Here is a 19,504-nt window from a genome sequence, read left to right on the forward strand (position 1 = left end):
GCGGCAGGCGCTCATCCAGCTTGATTGCGCCACGATTTCCGGCTCCAATCCGCGTGCCATTTCTGGTTTAGGGAGACAATCATGATGAAGCGGATTTTCCTGGCTGCGATCGTTGCCACGTTCGCAGCGGGTTCGGCCCTCGCGGAGGACACCTGCGAAAGCAAGGCGGTCGGCAAGGACGGCAAGGCCCTGGCTGGCGCCGCCAAGACCTCGTTCATGAAGAAGTGCAAAGCCGAAGCCTGCGCGCCCAAGGCCGTCAGCGCCGAGGGCAAGCCGCTCGCCGGCGCCGCCAAGAACAGCTTTATGAAGAAGTGCGAGATGGGCGCGTAAGGCGCCGCAAATTCGCTGCTGCTTTAGCGAGCAATCGCCAGACGAACTGCCACATGGCCGGGCTTGTCCCGGCCATTCGCGTGTGTGTTTCCGTGTGCCGGCTTCCAGACCAAATCATCCGAAAGCAGCGTCGCCCTAGACAGGAGCTCTCGACTGACCGATCATGCGGTGCTGAGCGAAACGGGGCGCATCGACAAGGCTTTCTAGCAAAGGGAACGTCAAGATGTGGCAACCTCGAGTGCGTCATCACTTCATCGCGGCAATGAGCTTGCTCTTCGCGCTGCTCATCGGACTTGAAGCCGCGAACGCGCGGGGCCCGGGACTGCCCAATGTCATGGTGCTCGCAACCGGCGGCACGATCGCCGGCAGCGGGGCGAGCAGCACCACCGTGGTCGGCTACACCGCCGCCACGGTGGGCATTGAGACGCTCCTGAATGCCGTCCCCGAACTGAAAACGGTGGCTAACGTCAAGGGCGAGCAGGTTTTCCAGATCGCCAGCGAGAACATGAACAATGACTACTGGCTCAAGCTTGCCAAGCGCGTCAACACGCTGCTCGCGCAGGACGACGTCGATGGCATTGTGATCACGCACGGGACCGATACGATCGAAGAAACCAGTTATTTTCTGGACCTCGTCGTCAAGAGCAAGAAACCTGTCGTCGTCGTCGGCGCGATGCGGCCGTCGACGGCGATCAGCGCGGATGGGCCGATCAACCTCTTCAATGCGGTGATCCTCGCAGGCAGTGACGAGGCCGTCGGCAAGGGCGTGCTCGTTGCTCTCAACGATCAGATCAACGCGGCTCGCGATGTCACCAAGAACAACACCTCGACGGCGGACACCTTCCGTACCCCGGAACTCGGCTTTCTCGGCTACATGCAGGGCAACAAGCCGTACTTCTATCGTCAATCGACGCGCCGGCACACGGCGGACTCGAATTCGACGTCTCCAGCCTCGATGTCCTGCCGCAAGTCGACATCGTGTACGGCTACGCCAACATGAACCGGGTCGCGATCGACGCGTTTGTCGCCGCCGGGGCCAAGGGGATCGTGCATGCCGGCGTCGGTGACGGCAGCCTGGCTCGCCCCGCGGTCGAGCCGGCCCTCGACGAGGCCCGCAAGAAGGGTGTCGTGATCGTGCGCAGCAGCCGGGTCGGCAACGGCATCGTCGCGCGCAACGGCGAGGCCAAGGACGACGAGCATGACTTCGTCGTCTCGGATACGCTCAATCCTCAAAAGGCGCGTATTCTGCTGATGCTGGCGCTGACCAAGACGACCGACACCAAGGAAATCCAGCGGATGTTCTATACGTACTAGAGCATTCGACGCGCGGTCGCTCCACGAACTCGTCATGCCCGGGCTTGTCCCGGGCATCCACGTTCTTGTTTCGTGCAGCCATGGTCGTGGATGGCCGGGACAAGCCCGGCCATGACGGCGACCCAGTGGTCAATCCCGCTTGAAACGATAATCAAAGGCGGCGCCGAGCGGCCTGATCAGCCCGACCGTCGGCGCCGGAAAATGAATCGGCAGGATCAGCGTGTCGGTGTCGGCGACGGAAGCAAAAAACTTTCGCCGCGACACCGCCGACTGCTTCGCATCCCAATCCGGCTTGGCCGACCAGTCCGGCTCGCGGCACTGGATCTGATGATGCATGAGGTCGCCGGCGACCACCGCGCGGCGCCCCTTCGAAAAGATGTTCACGCAGCAATGGCAGGGCGAATGCCCCGGCGTCGGCGTCAGCGTGACGGTGTCGTCGAGCGCGTAATCGTCATCGACCAGCAGCGCTTGGCCTGCCTCGACGATCGGCAGGCAATTGTCGCGAAACACGGTGCCGGGCGGGTTGCGGCCCTTGGCATGCTCGGCCTCCCAGGCCGCATATTCACCCTTGTGGAAGACGTATTTCGCATTCGGAAACGTCGGCACCCAACGGCCATCGCCCAAGGTCGTGTTCCAGCCGGTGTGGTCGATATGAAGATGCGTGCAGAACACGTAGTCGATCTGCTCGAAGCCGATGCCGAGCGCGAACAGCTCGTTGCGCCAGCGCTCCTTGCCGGGAAAATCGAACGGCGGCGGATGGCCCTTGTCCTCGCCGGTGCAGGTGTCGACCAGGATGGTATAGCGCGGCGTGCGCACCACGAAGGTCTGATAGGTGATGACCATCATGCCGCGCGCGGCATCGAACACCTCCGGCTCCATGGTCGGCAGATGGTGCCTGAACACACCCTCGTCATAAGCCGGGAAAAAATCCTGCGGCCGCCGCCACGGTCCCTCCCGCTCGATCACCGCATCGATGGTGATGTCGCCGATCCGCAGCTGCTTCATGGCTATTTCGCTCCGCTTTTTTGAAACAGCGTAGCGAGAGCCCCTGAAACGTGCAAGCAAGCGAATGGATTGCAAATCTCTCGATCTGGTTGTAGCCCGGATGGAGCGAAGCGTAATCCGGGAAGGTGCTCGCGTGGTTCGCTATCGGCGCAATCTTCTCCTGGTGGGACCTTCTTTTTCACCGTGACGCTGGATGATCGAAGATCATCCGTGTTGGTCGATCATGTGGACAAGCTGCGCCACGCATTCCGGGTGGCGCGCGCTGAAAGGCCATTCACGATCGAAGCAATCGTGGTCCTCCCTGATCATCTGCACGTCATCATGACGCTGCCGGACAATGACGCTGATTTTTCCGGCCGATGGCGGCGGATCAAGAGCTCCTTCACGCATCAACTGCTGTTTCAGGTGCCCCCATCTCCCGCAATCGTCGGGGGGAGTTCTCTCTGTGGCAAAGGCGGTTTTGGGAGCACACGATTCGTGACGACGCCGATTTCGAACGCTGCGCCGACTACATCCACTTTAACCCGGCCAAGCACGGGTATGTCTCTTCGCCGGCAGACTGGCCGCATTCATCGCTTCACCGCTACGTCCGCGAAGGCGTGCTTCCGCCCGATTGGGGAGGAGCTGGAGAGATAGTTGGTAGCTTCGGCGAACGCGAAGACTGACCCAGATTACGCTTACGCTCCATCCGGGCTACGAGATTTCCACGGACTCCTGTCGCCCGGATGAGCGAAGCGACATCCGGGGCCGGACCATCCGCAGCGCACGACTAGCCACGCGGCACGAAACCCGGATTACGCTTCGCTCCATCCGGGCTACCGCCGATCACTACGACCGCAATCCCGGCGCTTCCTGCCCAGTGCGCGCGACATATTCGGTGTAGCCACCGCCGAACTGGTGGATGCCTTCGGGCGTCAGCTCCAGCACGCGGTTCGACAGGACGCTGAGAAAATGCCGGTCATGCGAGACGAACAGCATGGTGCCCTCGAAATCCGACAGCGCCGTAATCAGCATCTCCTTGGTGGCGAGGTCGAGATGGTTGGTCGGCTCGTCCAGCACCAGGAAGTTCGGGGGATCGAACAGCATCTTGGCCATCACCAGGCGCGCCTTCTCGCCGCCCGAGAGCACGCGGCAGCGCTTCTCGACGTCGTCGCCGGAGAAGCCGAAGCAGCCGGCGAGCGCGCGCAGGGAGCCCTGCCCCGCGGTCGGAAACGCATATTCGAGTGACCTCGAACACCGTCTGCTCGCCGTCGAGCAAATCCATCGCGTGCTGCGCGAAATAGCCCATTTTGACGCTGCCGCCGACTGCAACGGTGCCCTCGTCCGGCTCGCTCGCACCGGCGACGAGCTTGAGTAGCGTCGATTTGCCGGCGCCGTTGACGCCCATCACGCACCAGCGCTCCCTGCGGCGGATCATGAAATCGAGCCCGTCATAGATCCGCTTGCTGCCGTAGCCCTTGAAGACCTTTTTGAGCGCAACGACGTCCTCGCCCGAGCGCGGCGCCGGTGGGAAGTCGAACGCCACCGTCTGGCGGCGGCGCGGCGGCTCCACCCGCTCGATCTTGTCGAGCTTCTTCACCCGGCTCTGAACCTGCGCCGCATGAGATGCGCGCGCCTTGAACCGCTCGATGAATTTGATCTCCTTGGCGAGCATGGCCTGCTGGCGCTCGAACTGCGCCTGTTGCTGCTTCTCGCTCAACGCCCGCTGCTGCTCGTAGAACTCGTAATTGCCGGCGTAGGTCGTAAGCGAGCCGGAATCGATCTCGACCACTTTCGAGATCACGCGGTTGATGAACTCGCGATCGTGCGAGGTCATCAGCAGGGTGCCTTCGTAATCGTGCAAGAACTTCTCCAGCCAGATCAGGCTTTCTAGATCGAGATGGTTGCTGGGTTCGTCGAGCAGCATGACGTCGGGACGCATCAAGAGAATACGCGCCAGCGCCACGCGCATCTTCCAGCCGCCGGAGAGTTTTCCGACGTCGCCGTCCATCATCTCCTGGCTGAAGCCGAGGCCGGATAGCGCCTCGCGCGCACGGCCGTCGAGCGCGTAGCCGTCGAGCTCCTCGAACGCGTGCTGCACCTCGCCGTACCGCGCGATGATCTCGTCCATCTGGTCGGCCTTATCAGGGTCGGCCATTGCCGTCTCGAGCTCGCGCAGCTCGGCGGCCACCGCACTCACCGGTCCCGCCCCGTCCATGACCTCGGCCACGGCGCTGCGGCCGGCCATCTCGCCGACATCCTGGTTGAAATAGCCGATGGTGATGCCGCGATCGGTCGAGACCTGCCCCTCATCGGGCAGTTCCTCGCCGGCGATCATCCGGAACAGCGTGGTCTTGCCCGCGCCGTTCGGGCCGACGAGCCCGATCTTCTCGCCCTTGTTGAGGGCGGCGGAGGCTTCGATGAACAGGATCTGGTGGCCGGCTTGCTTGCTGACGTTGTCGAGGCGGATCATGAGGTCTTTTTGGGGGATTGTTGCGTTGCAGCGTCATAGGCCATGCAGGCCGCCAGGGGAAGCCCGGCCGAGCCCGTGTTGTCTGCTCGGAGAGACCTTGGCCGCACGCCGAAGTTGCTGCCTGTGGCTGAAATGACGCACGCCGCCAGCAATGGCCTCGGCTGCGAACAACGGTTCATTGTTCCAGGGGTTCCACTCCGATAGCGTCGCCATGTCGTGCCGCCAATGGCCTGGCAGTCAACAAGACGTCAGGTGGGCAAGTGTCGGGATTTCGGCGGATTTCAACCAAGCGGGCAGCGTGGCTGGCTTCGACTGCCTTGGCGGCGACGCTGGCCGGTACGGCGGCGGCGCAGGCCGCAGATCTCGACCTGGTCGACCAGCCCAGGCACGGGCGACTTCAACACCGCCGCCAATTGGAGCCCGGCCGTGGTGCCAACTGGCACCGCGTTCTTTGGCACCTCCAGCACGACGGCAGTTTCATTCTCGGCCGACGCCAGCTTCGGCGGCTGGACCTTCAACAGCGGCGCGTCGACTTACCACTTCACCAATAGCCGGTCTCTTTCCTTCATCGACGCTGGTATCAATGCCCAGGGCGGCCAAGCCTTTATACGCAACGACACAAATGCTCTGAATTTCTACAACAGCAGCACGGCCGGCGCAGGAGTTGCTCCTGCAACTCAATTTGACATCCAGAACGGCGGCAGCGTCAACTTTTACGACACCAGCACGGCCGGTAATTCCCGCATTAGCTTAGGCGGCGGTGGCGCTGCCAACAGGATCTATTTCAACAATTCTAGCACGGCCGGGAACGCGCAAATCAACGCCTTCAGCGGCAGCCCCGCTGTGGTGTTCAAGGACACCAGCTCAGCCGGCACTGCAAGGATCTTGGTGAACAGCACCGCCACGTTCAGCAACGCGAGCAGCGCCGGCAGCGCCGCATTCAACGGCAGTGGCGTTCTGCAATTCTTCAATAACAGCACAGCCAGCAGCGCCGATGTCACCCTGCAATTGGTCCAGTTTTTCGACACGAGCAGTGGCGGCAATGCAACTCTGAGGACTTTTGCGGGCGGTGTCGTTGATTTCTCGACCCTAACATCCGCGGGGACGACTGCCGGCTCGATCAGTGGCACGGGCAGGTTCAACTTTGGCACGAAAACGATCACGGTTGGCGGCAACAACCAGTCGACCACAGTTGCTGGTACGATCGAAGGAATCGGCGGTGCGCTGGTCAAGACCGGCACCGGCATGCTGACGCTGTCGGGCACAAACACCTACGCTGGCGGCACCACGATTTCCGCAGGAACCTTGCAGATCGGCGATGGCGGCACCACCGGCTCGGTCCTCGGCAACATCACCAACAACGCGGCGCTAATTTTCAACCGCTCGGATGCGGTCACCTTTGGCAGCGCCATCGGCGGCAGCGGATTGGTCTCTGTCGGGCACCAACACCTACACCGGCGGCACGACTGTCAACGTAGGCGAGCTTGTGGTGAACGGCTCGATCGCATCGTCGGTGCTGACCGCCGTCAGCAGCGGCGCCACGCTGTCGGGCGTCGGCACCGTCGGCAATACGGTTATCAACACCGGCGGCACCCTGGCGGCGGGCAACGGCGCCGCAGGCACGTCGCTGAACGTAACCGGCAGTCTCGCCCTTCAGTCCGGCGCCATCTACATGGTGCAGATCAATCCGACGACTTCGAGCTTCATCGGCGTGACGGGTTCGGCCACGCTCGGCGGCGCCACGGTGAACGCGACCTACGCGAATGGCAGCTACGTCGCCAAGCAGTACACGATCCTCACAGCAGGCAGCGTCAGCGGCACCTTCGGATCAGTGGTCGAGACCAACCTGCCGACGAACTTCCATACGACGCTGAGCTATGATCCCACCCACCCCTATCTGAACCTGGTCCTGAACTTCGTCCCGCCAGGCGGCAGTTTGACTGGCAACCAGAACGGGGTCGGCAATGCCATCGTCGGCTACTTCAACACCAATGGCGGCATTCCGCTGGTCTATAGCGGGCTGACACCGGCCGGCCTGACCCAGGCCTCGGGCGAGACCGCGACGGGGTCGCAGCAGACCACTTTCAACGCCATGACCCAGTTCATGAGCATCATGACCGATCCGTTCACGCCCGGACGCGGCGACGGCGTCCATGCGCCGGCCTATGCCGAGGATAATGTTGCCGCCAACGCCTACGCCTCGTCAGGCAAGCCGCGCAGCAAGAACGAGCGCGACGCTTATGCTGCGATCTACAGCAAGGCGCCGCTGCGGAGCAATTACGATCCGCGCTGGAGCGTGTGGGCGGCCGGCTTCGGCGGCGCGCAAACCACCGATGGCAACCTCGCGGCAGGCTCCAACACCAGCACCAGCCGCATCTTTGGCATGGCGGCCGGTGCCGACTATATCCTTTCACCCAACACCGTCGCAGGCTTTGCGCTCGCTGGTGGCGGCACCAGTTTCAGCGTCGTCAATGGCGGCAGCGGTCGCTCCGACCTATTCCAGGCCGGCGCCTTCGTGCGTCACACCATCGGCGCGGCCTATGTCTCGGGCGCGCTGGCCTATGGCTGGCAGGACGTCACCACCGACCGCACCGTGACGATTGCCGGCGTCGATCGCTTGCGCGCGCAGTTCAATGCGAACGCCTATTCCGGTCGCCTCGAAGGCGGCTATCGCATCGTGACGCCGTGGATCGGCGGCATCGGCCTCACGCCCTATGCGGCCGGGCAGTTCACAACGTTCGACCTGCCTGCCTATGCCGAGTCCGTCGTCTCCGGCACCAACACCTTTGCGCTAGCCTATGGCTCCAAGAGCGTCACGGACAGCAGGAGCGAACTCGGCATCCGCGCCGACAAATCCTGGGCGATGCCGAACGCGATCCTCACCTTGCGCGGCCGTGCGGCCTGGGCGCACGACTTCAACCCGGATCACGCCATCAACTCCGCCTTCCAGGCGCTGCCCGGCGCCAGCTTCACCGTCAACGGCGCAAGACAGGCCAGCGAGTCCGCGCTGACGACGGCGTCCCTCCAAATGAAATGGATGAACGCCTGGTCTGCGGCCGGCACCTTCGAGGGCGAGTTCTCCGACGTCACGCGCTCCTATGCCGGCAAGGGCGTGGTCAGATACGCCTGGTGAGAGGCGTCCTCCCAGAAGCTTACGGCTTATAGACCTCGACCGTCTGCATCATGCCCATCTCCTCGTGGTTCATCATGTGGCAGTGGAGCATGTAGACACCGGTGAAATCGATAAAGCGCGAGCGGAACACGACCACGCCGCCCTTGCGCTCCACGATCACGGAATCCCGCCATTCCGGCACCGCCAGCGCCTTGCCGTTGGCCGAGATCACCTGGAACGGGTTGGTGTGGATGTGGAAGACGTGGTCGTCATGCTCATGCGTATTGACGATGGTCCACTCCTCGACCGCGCCCAGCTTGACCCGCTGATCGATGCGGCCGGGGTCGAACTTCTTGCCGTCGACGAAGAACTCGAATTCCTGCCAATGGCCGGCGGCATCGGCCTCCGGCGCGGTGGCCGACAGCACCACCTTGCGGCGGTTGGTGATCTCGGAGTCCTTGATGGTCGCGAGCGGCGCTGGTGGCAGGGCGCGCGGCAGTTGCATGTCCATCGGCGCGCCTGACACCACGACCCGCGCCAGAGGCCCCACCGGCGAAGGATGCCCCTGGTCGTAGGGCGCCGCGTTGAAGGCGTAGGTGCCGGGGCTGCCTGCTTTGACCAGAATATCGGCGCGCTGCCCCGGCGCGATCAGGACCTGCTTGAGCGGCTGCATGGCACCGAGCTGGATGCCGTCATAGGCGATCGCATGCAGATCGTGCTTTTCGAGGTCGAGCAGCATGTCGTCCTGATAGGCGGCGTTGAGGATGCGCCAACGCTGCACCTCGCCGGGCCGCATCTCGATCATTGGCCGGCGCTGGCCGTTGATGGCGAGAAAGCGCGTCGCAGTCTCGGGAAACAGCGTCTCGAAATTTTCGACCATGCCGTTGGCATCGTAGACCACCTGGGTCAGCACCATGAGGCGTTCGCGGGCTGTCGCGATCTCGGGGACGTCGGCGAAATCGCCCTCGATGACGACGGCGCCGACCATGCCGGAGGACATCTGGATGTCGGCGCTGCCGTGGTGATGCGGGTGATACCAGTAGGTGCCCCTGGTGTGGTCGGCCGGCAGGGCGATTTCGATGTTGTAGCTGCGGCCCGGCGCCATCGAGCGCATGACGTTGTCGGAAATCCCGCTCGGGCTGGTATGCGCGCCGTGGAAATGGAAATTGGTGTTGTTGAACTGGTGCGGATGGCTGATGTCGGCCGGCAATCCGTCGCGGTTCGGCGGCAGATCGTTGATCATCTTGATGCGCAGGGTTTCGCCGGGCTTCATGCGCAAGGTCGGGCCGGGGCTGCCGCCGTCATAGGATCTGACATAGAGCCGGACGCCGCCGATCTGGCGATAGGCGTAGCCGACCCGCAACGTCGTGCTCAGCACGCCATTGACGGACCGCCGCACCTCGGGCTCGACCAGCGCCTGGTCCATGGCAGGAACGGGCGTTTCAGCGACCATCCCCATGGTCGGCGACATGTCCGCGGTGTGGGACATGCCAGCATGGTCGTGCACGGCGTGCTGGGCGTTCGCGGCACCTGCGAACAGCGACAACGCGCCGGCTTTGAGACCGCAATCGAGCAACTGGCGGCGCGACAATGTCCTAGTCCCTGTCATGCTGGTGACTGAAGCTGCACCGTTCGAATCGTGCTGCATTTGCGTTTCGCCCCCTGTTGCCTGACGGTCTTCCGTTCGATTCGATTTTAAAGCAAGCTCGAAACCGCAATTCGAGCCGTAAGCGTATCACATTCATTGGTTGTAAACCTCCTCGCCCGTTCTATCGTCAATGAATCGTAACGGATTCGGCGCTCGCGCTGGTCCGTGGCCTGCGTACATCGAATGCTGCCAGCATCCCGATGTTCTCGAAACTCTGTCCAAGGATCTGATCATGACGCCTTCGCGACGTGAGTTCGTGAAGTGGTTATCGGCGGGAGGCATCTCGGTCAGCCTGTCACATCTGGCGTCCGCGGCGGGCGTTCCCTTCGCAGCGCACGAAACGCTGCCTGGACGCGGCAAGTTCAATCCCGCGACAACGGGCGCCGGCCGTGTCGACGGCGTCGCCAAGGTCACCGGTGCGAAGCTTTACGCGTCCGACTTCCGCGCCAACGACCTGCCGGGCTGGCCGCAAGCCACCTCGCACGCCATCCTGGTCCGCGCCAATGACGCCACGCATGTCTATACCGGGCTGGACCTCGGCCGCCTCGGCGGCGCGCTCAAGCCGTCGGTGGTGGTGACAGCCGCCGATCTCGATCGGATCGGGACGCAGGTGCCGGAATTCTATGCGGGCGACCTGTTCTGTCCGATCGGCAAGACGCCGCATTATCTCGGGCAGCCGGTCGCGCTTTTGATCTTCGAAAAGTTCGATGCCTTCGACCAGGCGCGTCTCGCGCTGCGCGACGGCACGTTCGTCCAATTCGGCGAGGAGACCGGGCCTGTCGTGGTGCCCGATTACGGGGCCTTCCGCTTCACCCGCGTGGCAGGTCCCTCGCCTGACCAACCGGACGTCTATTCGCCGCTCCAGGCCGGCTGGGTCTCGCCCAAGAAGGTGCAGAGCGCGGCGCTGCCGGTGTGGTCGCCGCTCGCGAAGGACACGCCGGCGGATTACGCAAAGGCGGCGAAATATGGCGAGCAGATCCGCGCCGAGCTTGCAGCGGATGACCCATCCATGCTGGTGCTCGACCGCGAGTTCGAGACGCAATCGGTCGACCCGATGTTCCTGGAGCCGGAATGCGGGCTCGCCTGGTACGACGGCAAGGGCGGCAATCTCGAACTGCTGCTCGGCGTCCAGTCGCCCTACGAAGCGGCGGAGTCGATCGCGCATCTCTTCGGCAAGGCCCGCGCGCCCTACAAGCCGGCACACATCAACGCGCAGTTCGCCCATGTCGGCGGCGGCTTTGGTGGCCGCGATCACACGCCTTTCATTCTGTATGTGGCGCTCGCGGCGGTCTGCTTTCCCGGCAAGCCGGTGCGGCTCGCGCATGACCGTTACCAGCAGTTTCAGGCCGGCATCAAACGCCACGCGATCAAGATGCGCTCGCGCATCGGCATCGATCGCGCGACCGCCAAGATCAAGGGGTTCGCTGCCGATCACGTGCTCGACGGCGGCGGGCTCGCCCATTTCTCGGCCAGCGTCGCCGTCGTCGCAGCCACCGGCGCGATCGGCATCTACGACATTCCGAAGGTCGACGTCAGGACCGTCGCGGTGCACTCGCGCGGCGTGAGCGCAGGCTCGATGCGGGGCTACGGCATCCTGCAAGCCATGACGGCGCTGGAGGTCCTGATCGACGAAGCCGCCTCCGAGCTCAAGCGCGATCCGATCGAATTCCGGCGGCGTAACGCGCTGCCGCAGAACGGTCGGACCATGACGGGCAATCCCTACATCGTCTCGGTGCGCACGCCCGAAATCCTCGACAAGCTCGAGAAGCACCCGATCTGGCAGCAGCGGGCACAGTTCAAGCAGACCTCGTCGGATCGGCTGGTCGGCACCGGCGTTGCCTGCGTGACGAAAGACTATGGCTCCGGTGCGGACGGCTCGCTCGGACGCGTTGAGCTCGCCCCCGACGGCAGGATCGTCATCTATTGCGATCACGTCGAGATGGGCAACGGCATCGGGACGGCGCTGGCCAACCGGGTCGCCGGCCATCTCGGCGCCATCGCCGACGAGGTCTCGGTCGCTCGCGTCGACAGCTATGACATGCTCGGGCTGGTCACATCAGGCGATCCCTCCACCATGGACCAGAAGACCCAGGACGCCGCGGAGAAAAATCCGCGCTGGGTGCCCGCGATCAGCTCGCCGACGAGCTCCTCGATCGGCGCGCATGTCGGCACGCATTCGGCCGCGGAAGCCGCCCGCGTGATTTTCCGCTTCGGCCTGTGGCCCGCGGCGCTTGAGCTGTGGCGCGTCGCAAAGACCGATCGGCGCGCGGGGCAATGGGACGCCGCAAGCTGGCAGAACGGCCAGCTCACCATGCCCGGCCTCGAACCGCTGGCGCTGCCGGTACTGGCCGCAACAGCTCACGCGCGCGGCTTCGTCACCGGTGCGGTTGCGCACAGCTTCTCGCGCTGGGCGTGGTCACGGGCACGCTTCCCGGTGTCCGGCGAGCAATACCGCGCCGAGATCGATGCGCTGGCGATCCGCAAAGGCAACGGCAAGTTCGAGCGGATCAACCGCACCAGCGTCAAGTTTCCGCCGACCGACAACAACCGGATTGGCACCGCCTACACCTCGATGTGCGGCACGGTCGTCCGCGTCGAGATCGAGCGCGCAACCGGGAGCTTGCGCATCGCCAAGGCCTACAGTGTGTTCGAATGCGGCACCGCGCTCGTGCCCGAGGTCGTGATGGGCCAGGCCCAGGGCGGCTTCGCCATGGGCGTCGGCTACGCGCTGCTCGAAACCCTCCCACCGTTCGAGGGCGGCCCCGGCAACGGCGAATGGAATCTCGGGCGCTATCTGGTCGCACGCGGCTCCGACCTGCCGCTCCGCGATCTCGAGATCGAGATGCTGAAGCCGCTAGTACCAGACGAAGCGCCGAAGGGCATGGCGGAGGTCGTGATGATCCCGATCGTGCCGGCGCTGATCAACGCCATCCACGACGCCACCGGCCATCGCTTCCGTGCGCTGCCGGTCACCGCAAGCCTATTGAAGGGAGTGCTCGCGTGACGACCCTCAGCCTCACCATCAACGGCCAGAAGCACGGCCCGATGGACGTCCGCGACGATCTCTCGATGAACGATTTTCTGCGCGAGATGCTGGGCATGACCGGCACCAAGTTCGGCTGCGGCGCCGCGCAATGCCTGAGCTGCGCCGTCATCATCGATGCGCCCGACGGCACCAGCACCACCAGCCCGACCTGCGTCGCGCCGGCCGTGAATTTCGACGGCAAGTCGATCCGCACCGTCGAGGGGCACGCGCGGGACGGCGAGCTCTCGACCCTGCAAAAGGCCTTCATCGAGCATTTCGCCTTTCAGTGCGGCTATTGCACCGCCGGCTTCCTCAATGAGGGCCAGGTCCTGCTGGAGCGCCTGTCGCGGACACCGGTCGCGCGCGAGGCGCTGGAGCAGACCATCGCGGATGCGCTCGACGGTCATCTCTGTCGCTGCACCGGCTACGTCAAATATCACGAGGCGGTGCGCGACGTGATCCTCGCCGACTCGAAGCGCTACCTCATGGCCACCAAGTGAAGCGCATCATGATCTCCGACGTGCGGTTCAAGATGATTGCCGTGGTCGCCGCCCTCGCCGGCAGTTTCGGTGCAGGCTACGCGGCGTCGGAGACGGCAGGTCACGCCCTCGCCTCGCCCGAGAGCTTTGCCTCGATCGGCGACACAGAGAAGCGCTCGGCCGCAATCGTCACCGAGCTCGGCAAGGTGCTGACGCATCCGCGTTGCACCAATTGCCATCCGGCCGGCGACAGGCCGCACCAGGGCGACAATGCCCGCCTGCATCAGCCGCCGGTGACGCGCGGCGCTGACGGCCACGGGCTCGAGGCGATGCGCTGCAACACCTGCCACCAGAAGGCCAATTTCGAGCCCGGCCGCATACCCGGCCATCCCGAATGGCATCTCGCCCCGCGCGAGATGGCCTGGGAGGGCAAGACCGTCGGCGAGATCTGCGAGCAGATCAGGGATCCCGCGCGCAATGGCGGGCGCAAGGTGGAAGACCTGATCGACCATATCGGCAAGGACACCCTCGTCGGCTGGGCCTGGAAGCCCGGCTTCGGCCGCTCGCCCGTGCCGGGCACGCAACAGCAGGCCGGCGCGCTGGTCGAGGCCTGGGTGAAGACCGGAGCGGCCTGCCCGGCGCCGTGACGTCGAAGCGGTCCGTCCCGCGAACGGAGTTCAGTCGAACTTGTAGTTCACGCCGAGCGTCATCAAGTCATGGCACTGCTTGATCGTTTCCAACGGCACCGCTGCCACCCGAGGGGTTCACCACGCATATCGCACCACGCCCTTGCCGGCGTAGCTGCGCGTCACGCTGGAGAACTCGCCTTCGAATGTCGCGGCGGTCGACCAGCCGTTCATCCATCTGGTTTCGGCGGATGCCGTGACCAGCGCGGAGTCGGAAGCCTGCGCCGCGCCGTTGACGAAGAAGCTGGCGCCCGGCAGCGTCTGGAACGTCGCACCAATGCCGCGCTCGGGATTGAAATCATGCGCCCAGGCCACGCGGCCGCGCAGCGTCAGCATCGCGCTCTGCATGGCAAAGGATTTGTCGGTGCGCAGACCGAGTTCGCTGCGGGTGTCGGTCACGCTCTTCGCATTATAAGCGAGTGCAAAGGTGTTGGCGCCCGAGACGATACCTTCCGCATAGGCCGGCAGGTCGAAGGTGGTGAACTGGCCTGCCGCATACGGCGTGAAGCCAATCCCGCCGATCACGGGCACCACGAAGCGGTAGCCGCTCTCGACACGGCCGGACCAGGCATTGGCATTGAACTGCGCGCGCAGGCGATCGATGCCGGCAATCGTCACGGTGCGATTGGTGGTGACGTCCTGCCAGCCATAGGCGAGCGCGCCGGAGACATAAGCCGCGCCGAGCGTGTGCCGGACGAAGGCGCCGGCCTGGAACAGGTCGGACCGTCCGCCGCCACCGTTGACGACGCTGAAATTGGTGCCGCCGCCGGCAAGTGCAAAGCCGACCAGCGTGTCGCGCGAGATGCGATAGTCGGCGCCGACAGCGGTGCCATAGAGGCTGCTGCTGGTGTTGTTCGAGCCGGCGATCGAGTTGCCGTCGGTTTTCTGCGAGCCGCCGAAGCCGGCCGCCCACACGCTCCAGCGCTGCTGGAACGGCACCGCAGCTGGTGCCTTGGTATAGATCGCCGCCAGCGCGTCGTTCGGGCTGCGCTTCCTCGCGGCATAGGCCAGCGCTTGCTCGTCGGCGTAACCGGTTGCGTTGCCGCCGGCGGTTGCACCGTCACCGCGCCCGGCGATGAACGGATCGGTCATCACCCCCATGAACTGGTTCATCGCATTGAAGGTGGACTGCTGCGACCCGGTCGCGGTTTCGCCGGAGACCTGCGTCAGGGCGTTGGCGAGACCGGAGCCGGTCAGAGCGAACAGCGCGTTGAAGCCCGCCGGCATGTTGGCGCCGGCCAGGAGCGCATTGTCGATTCCGGCCGCGACGTTCTTCTGGTTGATATTGGCGTTGGCGGGCAGGTTGGGCGACAGCAGGCCGGGATCGACCGTCAGTAATACCTCGTTGCCGACATAACTCACCCGCGCATTGCGGGCGAAACTGTTGCCGGCGAGAACGCCTGCCGTGTCGAAGGTGCCGTTGACGGTGCCCGCGATCATGATGGTGTAGGTGGTGGTTGCGCTGATGCGCGCCAGCGGATCGACCGTGACCTTGCCCGCAAGGTTGGCGGTGCCGGTCACAACCGTCATGTCGCTCGATGCGCCCGATATCTGCACCAGATAGGTCGATGCCGCCGTCAATGTCAGGCTGCCGCTGACCGTCAGCGTGCCGATCGAATTGCCAGGCGCCAGCGTGCCGCCGTTGACGTTGGTGTTGCCGACCGTGCCGATGCCGCCGAGCGTGCCGCCGGCGTTGACGATGACGCCGCTTGCCGAGGTGATATCGCCGTTGACCGCCAGCGTGCCGCCGTTCACGGTGGTCGCGCCGGTGTATGTGTTGATAGCGGACAGCGTCATCGTGCCGGTACCAACCTTGACGAGTGAGGCGCCGGTGCCGCCGACAGCGCCACCGTCGGCAATGACACCGGTGACGTTGGTGGAGAGGTTGTTGCCGCCGACCGTCAATTCGTTCTGACCAAGGCTGAAGAGCCCGGCGCCATTGATCGAGCCGGCGCTGAGCTTGTGATCATTGTTGGGCCCTGTCGAGTCGCTGAAATCCGTAACGCTCGAAGCGCCGTTGGTGATGGCGGCGTTGCCGCCCGTCGCGAAGTTAGCGAATTCCAGGCTGCCGTTGTTGATGATGGTGGCGCTGCCGCCTGTGCTGGTGTCAGCGAATTGCAGCCCGTTGTTGTTGATGATGGTGGCGCTGCCGGCGGTGCTGGCGTCCAGGAAGTCGAACCGCCACCGTTGGTAATGGCGGCGCTGCCGGCCGTGCTGCTGTTAGCGAAACTGATGGTGCTGCTGAAGCTGTTGGTGATGGTGGCGCTGCCGGCCGTGCTGCTGTCGTTGAAACCGATCGTGATGCCGTTTGCAGTGTCAGTGATGGTGGCGCCGCCCGCCGAGCTGCTGCCGTTGAAAGCGATGGAGCTCCGGAAGCCGCTGTTGGTGATCGTGGCGCTGCCGCCCTGAACGCTGATGCCGGCACCGCTGAAAGTGAGAGTTTGAAGGAAGTTGTGGTTGTCGAGAACATAGTTCGAGGCGCCTGGACTGAAGGTCCAGCCGCCGACCGTGGTGTCGGCCGAGAGCGTCAGCGCGGTCGTGCTCGAGCTGCCAAAAAATGCGGTGCCGACTGGCACCGTCGCCGGGGCCCAGTTTGCGGTGGTGTTGTAATCGGCAGTGCCAGGGTTGGCCAGCCAGGTCGCATCCTGTCCCAACGCCGGGACCGCGATCCCGACCAATCCGGTTGATGCCAAAGCCAGCAGCGCGGCCCGTCCGTTCGAAAACCGTCCAAAGCCCGACATTGCCCCACCTGACATCTTGTTGTGAATGCTGCTGCTGTTTTGCAGCCGCGTCGTCGAACCGAGCTTGACCTTCATGACGTAACTCCAGAAACGCTCGTGTTTGCCGTGTCGACGACAGGAAATGTCTCGCGACGGGAGCGCGAAACAGATAGGCGTTCCATGGCTGCATCCTTGAAAACGGCGAACAATCGTCACGGCGCGACGATTGCGAGGCGGGGTGGTATATCGGCAACGTGTTCTGCACGCGCTTAAGTTCTGCGGAGGCCCGCTCAACTATGTCGTTACGCAGAGAGAATCCGTTTTCCCAGTCACCGTGCCGAATATCGCGCCACCCGAGGGGTCTGAGAACTACCTAGAAAGGTGGTTCGCTGTGCTTTCTGAGCCGGCGTATCGACTCCGCGGATCGGTTTGCAATCCAGGAGCGCCGTCAATCGCACGACAGGCATATCGGCTCAGGTTGGAAATGCGCGCCCTCGTTGCTCGAAACATGTCCGCAGATGGTCCAGGCGGCGGCGTGCACGATGAGGAATGCGGCGGCGACTGCCAGCAGCCAGCCCGTTTCATTGTGGGCATGGGATCGGGCCGCCAATCTTGTTTGCGTCGCTCTGCTCGTCACCATTCTTGTTCTCCGGACGTTTTTTGGCTTCGTTTCCGAGCAAATGCTCACATTGGCGTATGACGCGGCTTGCCAGGCGGCGCCGCGACGCATGCAGTGCCGAGATGATGAAAGCGACGATGCCGTGCTCTTCTGGCTCGACGAGCCGATCAGAAACCCGGCAGGCTGGCCGGATCATGAGATTTCCATGCCAATCGACTTCCGAGAGCGACGGAAACGCGTGCAAAAGCGGCTTGATCAGGGAACGCTAACGCCCGGGGCGGATCGACACCCTTGCCGGTGGATGCTGCGCAAAGGCTGAGAGTGTAATCAGCACCGCGGATGACAGGGCGAGGAAAAAACCGCGCCGCCGTCGCCTCTCCGTCCGGCCTTCGCCAGGCCTTTTAGGCCGGCGCGCGCCCGTCGTTGTACGCGTCGTCGATCTCCCAATGTCGTTACGCTGAGAGAATCTGTATTCCCGGTAACCGGGCCGATATCGCGCCATTTTGTGCATCTGAGAACTACCTGGAAAGGTGGTTCGCTGTACTTTATGTATGCTCGCGCAGGTCGGAGGCCTCTGGGGTCGCCTCTGAGCTCGGCGGCCGGCACAATCTGGAAATGACATGCATCTCTCCACGGATCCCATCGATCCGCTAAATCAAGACGTCTATGCGCTCTGGGATCAGCTGGCCGACTTCTCGGTCGCCGACAGTGACGCTGCGCTGACCCACCTGCTGTCCGCACTGCGCACCATGTTGTCGGCACGCAATGTGCTGTGGGGCGTGGTCGTGCGATTGCCTTCGCCGAAGCGGACCGATCCCCTGCTCGGCTGGCGTCCGCGTCTCGTCAGGGTGCTGGACCCGATACCGGCGGTGGCGGCATCCGTGCAGAAGCAGTACGATACGCTCTGGTCCGACGACGTCGATCTGTCCCAGATCCTGTCAATGTCGGGCGACGAGCCGTTCCGCGTCCGCCTGCTGTTCGAAACGCTGCCGCCGGAATGGTTCAAGGGCAAGCACTATCGGCGCCACTATCTGGACGTTGGCTTCGCCGACAGCATCTCCGTGCGCATTGCGCTCAATGACGATTTGAGGATTCGCCTGTTCGTATTTCGTGATGCGCAGCAACCCCGCTTTACGGCACGGGACGGCCAGCGTCTGGGCTTCGTGATGCGCGCCTTGAGATGGTTTCACCGTCAACAATTGCTCAGCCACGGACTGCTCATCGCCAACGCGCCCCTCACACCCGCTGAACGCCGCGTGTTGCTCGGACTGCTCGCCGGGGACACGGAAAGGCAGATCGCGCAGAAGCTCGAGCAAAGTCCGAACACCACGCATTTCCACGTCAAGTCGATCTACGCCAAGTTCGCCGTGCGCAGTCGCCAGTCCCTCGCCGCGCTGTGGCTCGGCAGGCTGCGATAACGGCTGAAGCCGCAGGGCTGCCCTGGATGCCCTTCCCTTTCTGGCTCGTCTCGGACCTCGCTGAGATGCAGGAAGATGAATACGACAGCGATCGTTGGTCACGTTGGCGCTCGTAGACTTGCCGAGGACAGCCAATTCTCGATTCGATGCGCACTTTCGGTTAGTCCCGCTGCGCGGATCATGGCTTCCCGAAGGGGCCATGGGGCAGCCTGTTTGCATCGCCTTCGAGGCGGTTAGCCTCGAGCATAAGCCTATTCTGCAACGACAATGTGGGTTGTACGGCTTTGGTGCGCATAGTGCTCTCCGGGTAGGAGGCGGGAGCGCGATACTCTCAGTCACCGATAGATGCCGATGGCGGGGCGGTGATCGGCTGAGTCTACGCCCTATATGTGGGTTAAGCCACTGATGCCTTGGACAAGCTGAGCGATTGCGACAAAGAAAGGCAGGACGGGGCTAAAATCAAACCGGGCCACTGAGGTGGGAAACAGGCCAGCGCCCCTATCGAGGCCGAAATAGGCCGCTCTGAGTTTCGAAATTCCCCCTAAACGAAAACGCCACCAAGCCCAATAATGCTCAGTGGCGCCACGTTGGAACTGGAAACCGCAATCCTCCAGTAGACATTGGTCGGACCGCCGGCGTTTAGGTTCAACGCGGCCTCATTGTTGCTCGGGTTTGCAATGGAAAGCGGCCTTCTTG

At 63.7% G+C, this 19,504-nt stretch carries 15 protein-coding genes and 2 pseudogenes; 9 read left to right on the forward strand and 8 right to left on the reverse strand.

All coding sequences use genetic code 11. The annotated features are described in order from the left end of the window. Positions 1–81 precede the first annotated feature (81 nt). From AB3L03_RS01955 to AB3L03_RS01965, 3 genes are all read left to right on the forward strand, one after another. Positions 82–330: a hypothetical protein gene (locus AB3L03_RS01955; RefSeq protein WP_018456350.1), complete on the forward strand. Its 249-nt coding sequence runs from the start codon at positions 82–84 to the stop codon at positions 328–330. Positions 331–667: 337 nt separating this feature from the next. Beyond that, entirely contained in the window at positions 668–1,330 is a 663-nt protein-coding gene (locus tag AB3L03_RS01960; RefSeq protein WP_368508157.1) for an asparaginase, read from the forward strand. Beyond that, positions 1,309–1,644: a hypothetical protein gene (locus AB3L03_RS01965; RefSeq protein ID WP_368508158.1), complete on the forward strand. Its 336-nt coding sequence runs from the start codon at positions 1,309–1,311 to the stop codon at positions 1,642–1,644. Before AB3L03_RS01960 ends, AB3L03_RS01965 begins: the two co-directional genes overlap by 22 nt. Before the next feature lie 129 nt (positions 1,645–1,773). On the opposite strand, the gene AB3L03_RS01970 is transcribed toward AB3L03_RS01965, so the two are convergent. Continuing rightward, positions 1,774–2,649, reverse strand: a complete 876-nt coding sequence (locus AB3L03_RS01970; RefSeq protein WP_368508159.1) for an MBL fold metallo-hydrolase — start codon at positions 2,647–2,649, stop codon at positions 1,774–1,776. A gap of 133 nt (positions 2,650–2,782) precedes the next feature. Here AB3L03_RS01970 and AB3L03_RS01975 point away from each other — a divergent pair. Continuing rightward, positions 2,783–3,314 (forward strand): annotated as a pseudogene (locus AB3L03_RS01975) (transposase). Positions 3,315–3,477: 163 nt separating this feature from the next. On the opposite strand, the pseudogene AB3L03_RS01980 reads toward AB3L03_RS01975, so the two are convergent. The 3 genes and pseudogenes from AB3L03_RS01980 to AB3L03_RS01990 all read right to left on the reverse strand — a co-directional run bounded on the left by AB3L03_RS01980 (position 3,478) and on the right by AB3L03_RS01990 (position 6,348). Continuing rightward, positions 3,478–5,101 (reverse strand): annotated as a pseudogene (locus tag AB3L03_RS01980) (ABC-F family ATP-binding cassette domain-containing protein). Positions 5,102–5,382: 281 nt separating this feature from the next. Beyond that, on the reverse strand, positions 5,383–5,619 hold the full coding sequence (locus tag AB3L03_RS01985) for a hypothetical protein (RefSeq protein ID WP_368509137.1): 237 nt from the start codon (positions 5,617–5,619) through the stop codon (positions 5,383–5,385). Positions 5,620–5,880: 261 nt separating this feature from the next. After that, positions 5,881–6,348, reverse strand: coding sequence for a hypothetical protein (locus AB3L03_RS01990; protein WP_368509138.1), 468 nt, complete (start codon positions 6,346–6,348; stop codon positions 5,881–5,883). Positions 6,349–6,500: 152 nt separating this feature from the next. Between AB3L03_RS01990 and AB3L03_RS01995 the strand changes: the two genes are divergently transcribed. Continuing rightward, complete coding sequence (locus AB3L03_RS01995) at positions 6,501–8,234, forward strand: autotransporter domain-containing protein (RefSeq protein ID WP_368508160.1); 1,734 nt, start codon at positions 6,501–6,503, stop codon at positions 8,232–8,234. A 19-nt stretch (positions 8,235–8,253) separates the two neighbouring features. On the opposite strand, the gene AB3L03_RS02000 is transcribed toward AB3L03_RS01995, so the two are convergent. Continuing rightward, positions 8,254–9,861 carry a multicopper oxidase family protein gene (locus AB3L03_RS02000; RefSeq protein ID WP_368508161.1) on the reverse strand — a complete coding sequence of 536 codons (1,608 nt, stop codon included), beginning with the start codon at positions 9,859–9,861 and terminating at the stop codon, positions 8,254–8,256. A gap of 232 nt (positions 9,862–10,093) precedes the next feature. Between AB3L03_RS02000 and AB3L03_RS02005 the strand changes: the two genes are divergently transcribed. The 3 genes from AB3L03_RS02005 to AB3L03_RS02015 are packed head-to-tail and all read left to right on the forward strand — an operon-like array spanning position 10,094 to position 14,012. Beyond that, positions 10,094–12,865 (forward strand): xanthine dehydrogenase family protein molybdopterin-binding subunit, encoded by a 2,772-nt coding sequence (locus AB3L03_RS02005; RefSeq protein WP_368508162.1) that lies wholly within the window; start codon positions 10,094–10,096, stop codon positions 12,863–12,865. Further along, positions 12,862–13,386, forward strand: coding sequence for a (2Fe-2S)-binding protein (locus AB3L03_RS02010; protein WP_018456342.1), 525 nt, complete (start codon positions 12,862–12,864; stop codon positions 13,384–13,386). Before AB3L03_RS02005 ends, AB3L03_RS02010 begins: the two co-directional genes overlap by 4 nt. An 8-nt stretch (positions 13,387–13,394) precedes the next feature. Next, the gene (locus tag AB3L03_RS02015; RefSeq protein WP_368508163.1) at positions 13,395–14,012 is read left to right on the forward strand and encodes an Isoquinoline 1-oxidoreductase subunit; all 618 of its coding nucleotides are present in this window, start codon (positions 13,395–13,397) and stop codon (positions 14,010–14,012) included. Positions 14,013–14,129: 117 nt separating this feature from the next. Here AB3L03_RS02015 and AB3L03_RS02020 read toward each other — a convergent pair whose 3' ends face one another. The 3 genes from AB3L03_RS02020 to AB3L03_RS02030 form a co-directional block, all read right to left on the reverse strand. Next, on the reverse strand, positions 14,130–15,956 hold the full coding sequence (locus tag AB3L03_RS02020) for an autotransporter domain-containing protein (RefSeq protein WP_368508164.1): 1,827 nt from the start codon (positions 15,954–15,956) through the stop codon (positions 14,130–14,132). After that, on the reverse strand, positions 15,953–16,867 hold the full coding sequence (locus tag AB3L03_RS02025) for a hypothetical protein (RefSeq protein WP_368508165.1): 915 nt from the start codon (positions 16,865–16,867) through the stop codon (positions 15,953–15,955). Before AB3L03_RS02025 ends, AB3L03_RS02020 begins: the two co-directional genes overlap by 4 nt. A gap of 485 nt (positions 16,868–17,352) precedes the next feature. Next, positions 17,353–17,586 carry a hypothetical protein gene (locus AB3L03_RS02030; RefSeq protein WP_368508166.1) on the reverse strand — a complete coding sequence of 78 codons (234 nt, stop codon included), beginning with the start codon at positions 17,584–17,586 and terminating at the stop codon, positions 17,353–17,355. A gap of 424 nt (positions 17,587–18,010) precedes the next feature. On the opposite strand from AB3L03_RS02030, the gene AB3L03_RS02035 reads away from it, so the two are divergent. Next, positions 18,011–18,808, forward strand: a complete 798-nt coding sequence (locus tag AB3L03_RS02035; RefSeq protein ID WP_368508167.1) for a LuxR C-terminal-related transcriptional regulator — start codon at positions 18,011–18,013, stop codon at positions 18,806–18,808. Positions 18,809–19,504: the final 696 nt, after the last annotated feature.

The sequence above is a fragment of the Bradyrhizobium lupini genome (assembly GCF_040939785.1).
Lineage (GTDB): Bacteria > Pseudomonadota > Alphaproteobacteria > Rhizobiales > Xanthobacteraceae > Bradyrhizobium > Bradyrhizobium canariense_D.

What these genes read in the sequence shown, in the direction of transcription:
- AB3L03_RS01955 (WP_018456350.1), top strand. Translation starts at nt 82, where the DNA reads ATGATGAAGCGGATTTTCCTGGCTGCGATCGTTGCCACGTTCGCAGCG.
- AB3L03_RS01970 (WP_368508159.1), bottom strand. Translation starts at nt 2,649, where the DNA reads ATGAAGCAGCTGCGGATCGGCGACATCACCATCGATGCGGTGATCGAG.
- AB3L03_RS01990 (WP_368509138.1), bottom strand. Translation starts at nt 6,348, where the DNA reads ATGCCGGTGCCGGTCTTGACCAGCGCACCGCCGATTCCTTCGATCGTA.
- AB3L03_RS02000 (WP_368508161.1), bottom strand. Translation starts at nt 9,861, where the DNA reads ATGCAGCACGATTCGAACGGTGCAGCTTCAGTCACCAGCATGACAGGG.
- AB3L03_RS02005 (WP_368508162.1), top strand. Translation starts at nt 10,094, where the DNA reads ATGACGCCTTCGCGACGTGAGTTCGTGAAGTGGTTATCGGCGGGAGGC.
- AB3L03_RS02015 (WP_368508163.1), top strand. Translation starts at nt 13,395, where the DNA reads ATGATCTCCGACGTGCGGTTCAAGATGATTGCCGTGGTCGCCGCCCTC.
- AB3L03_RS02025 (WP_368508165.1), bottom strand. Translation starts at nt 16,867, where the DNA reads ATGAAGGTCAAGCTCGGTTCGACGACGCGGCTGCAAAACAGCAGCAGC.
- AB3L03_RS02030 (WP_368508166.1), bottom strand. Translation starts at nt 17,586, where the DNA reads ATGATCCGGCCAGCCTGCCGGGTTTCTGATCGGCTCGTCGAGCCAGAA.
- AB3L03_RS02035 (WP_368508167.1), top strand. Translation starts at nt 18,011, where the DNA reads ATGCATCTCTCCACGGATCCCATCGATCCGCTAAATCAAGACGTCTAT.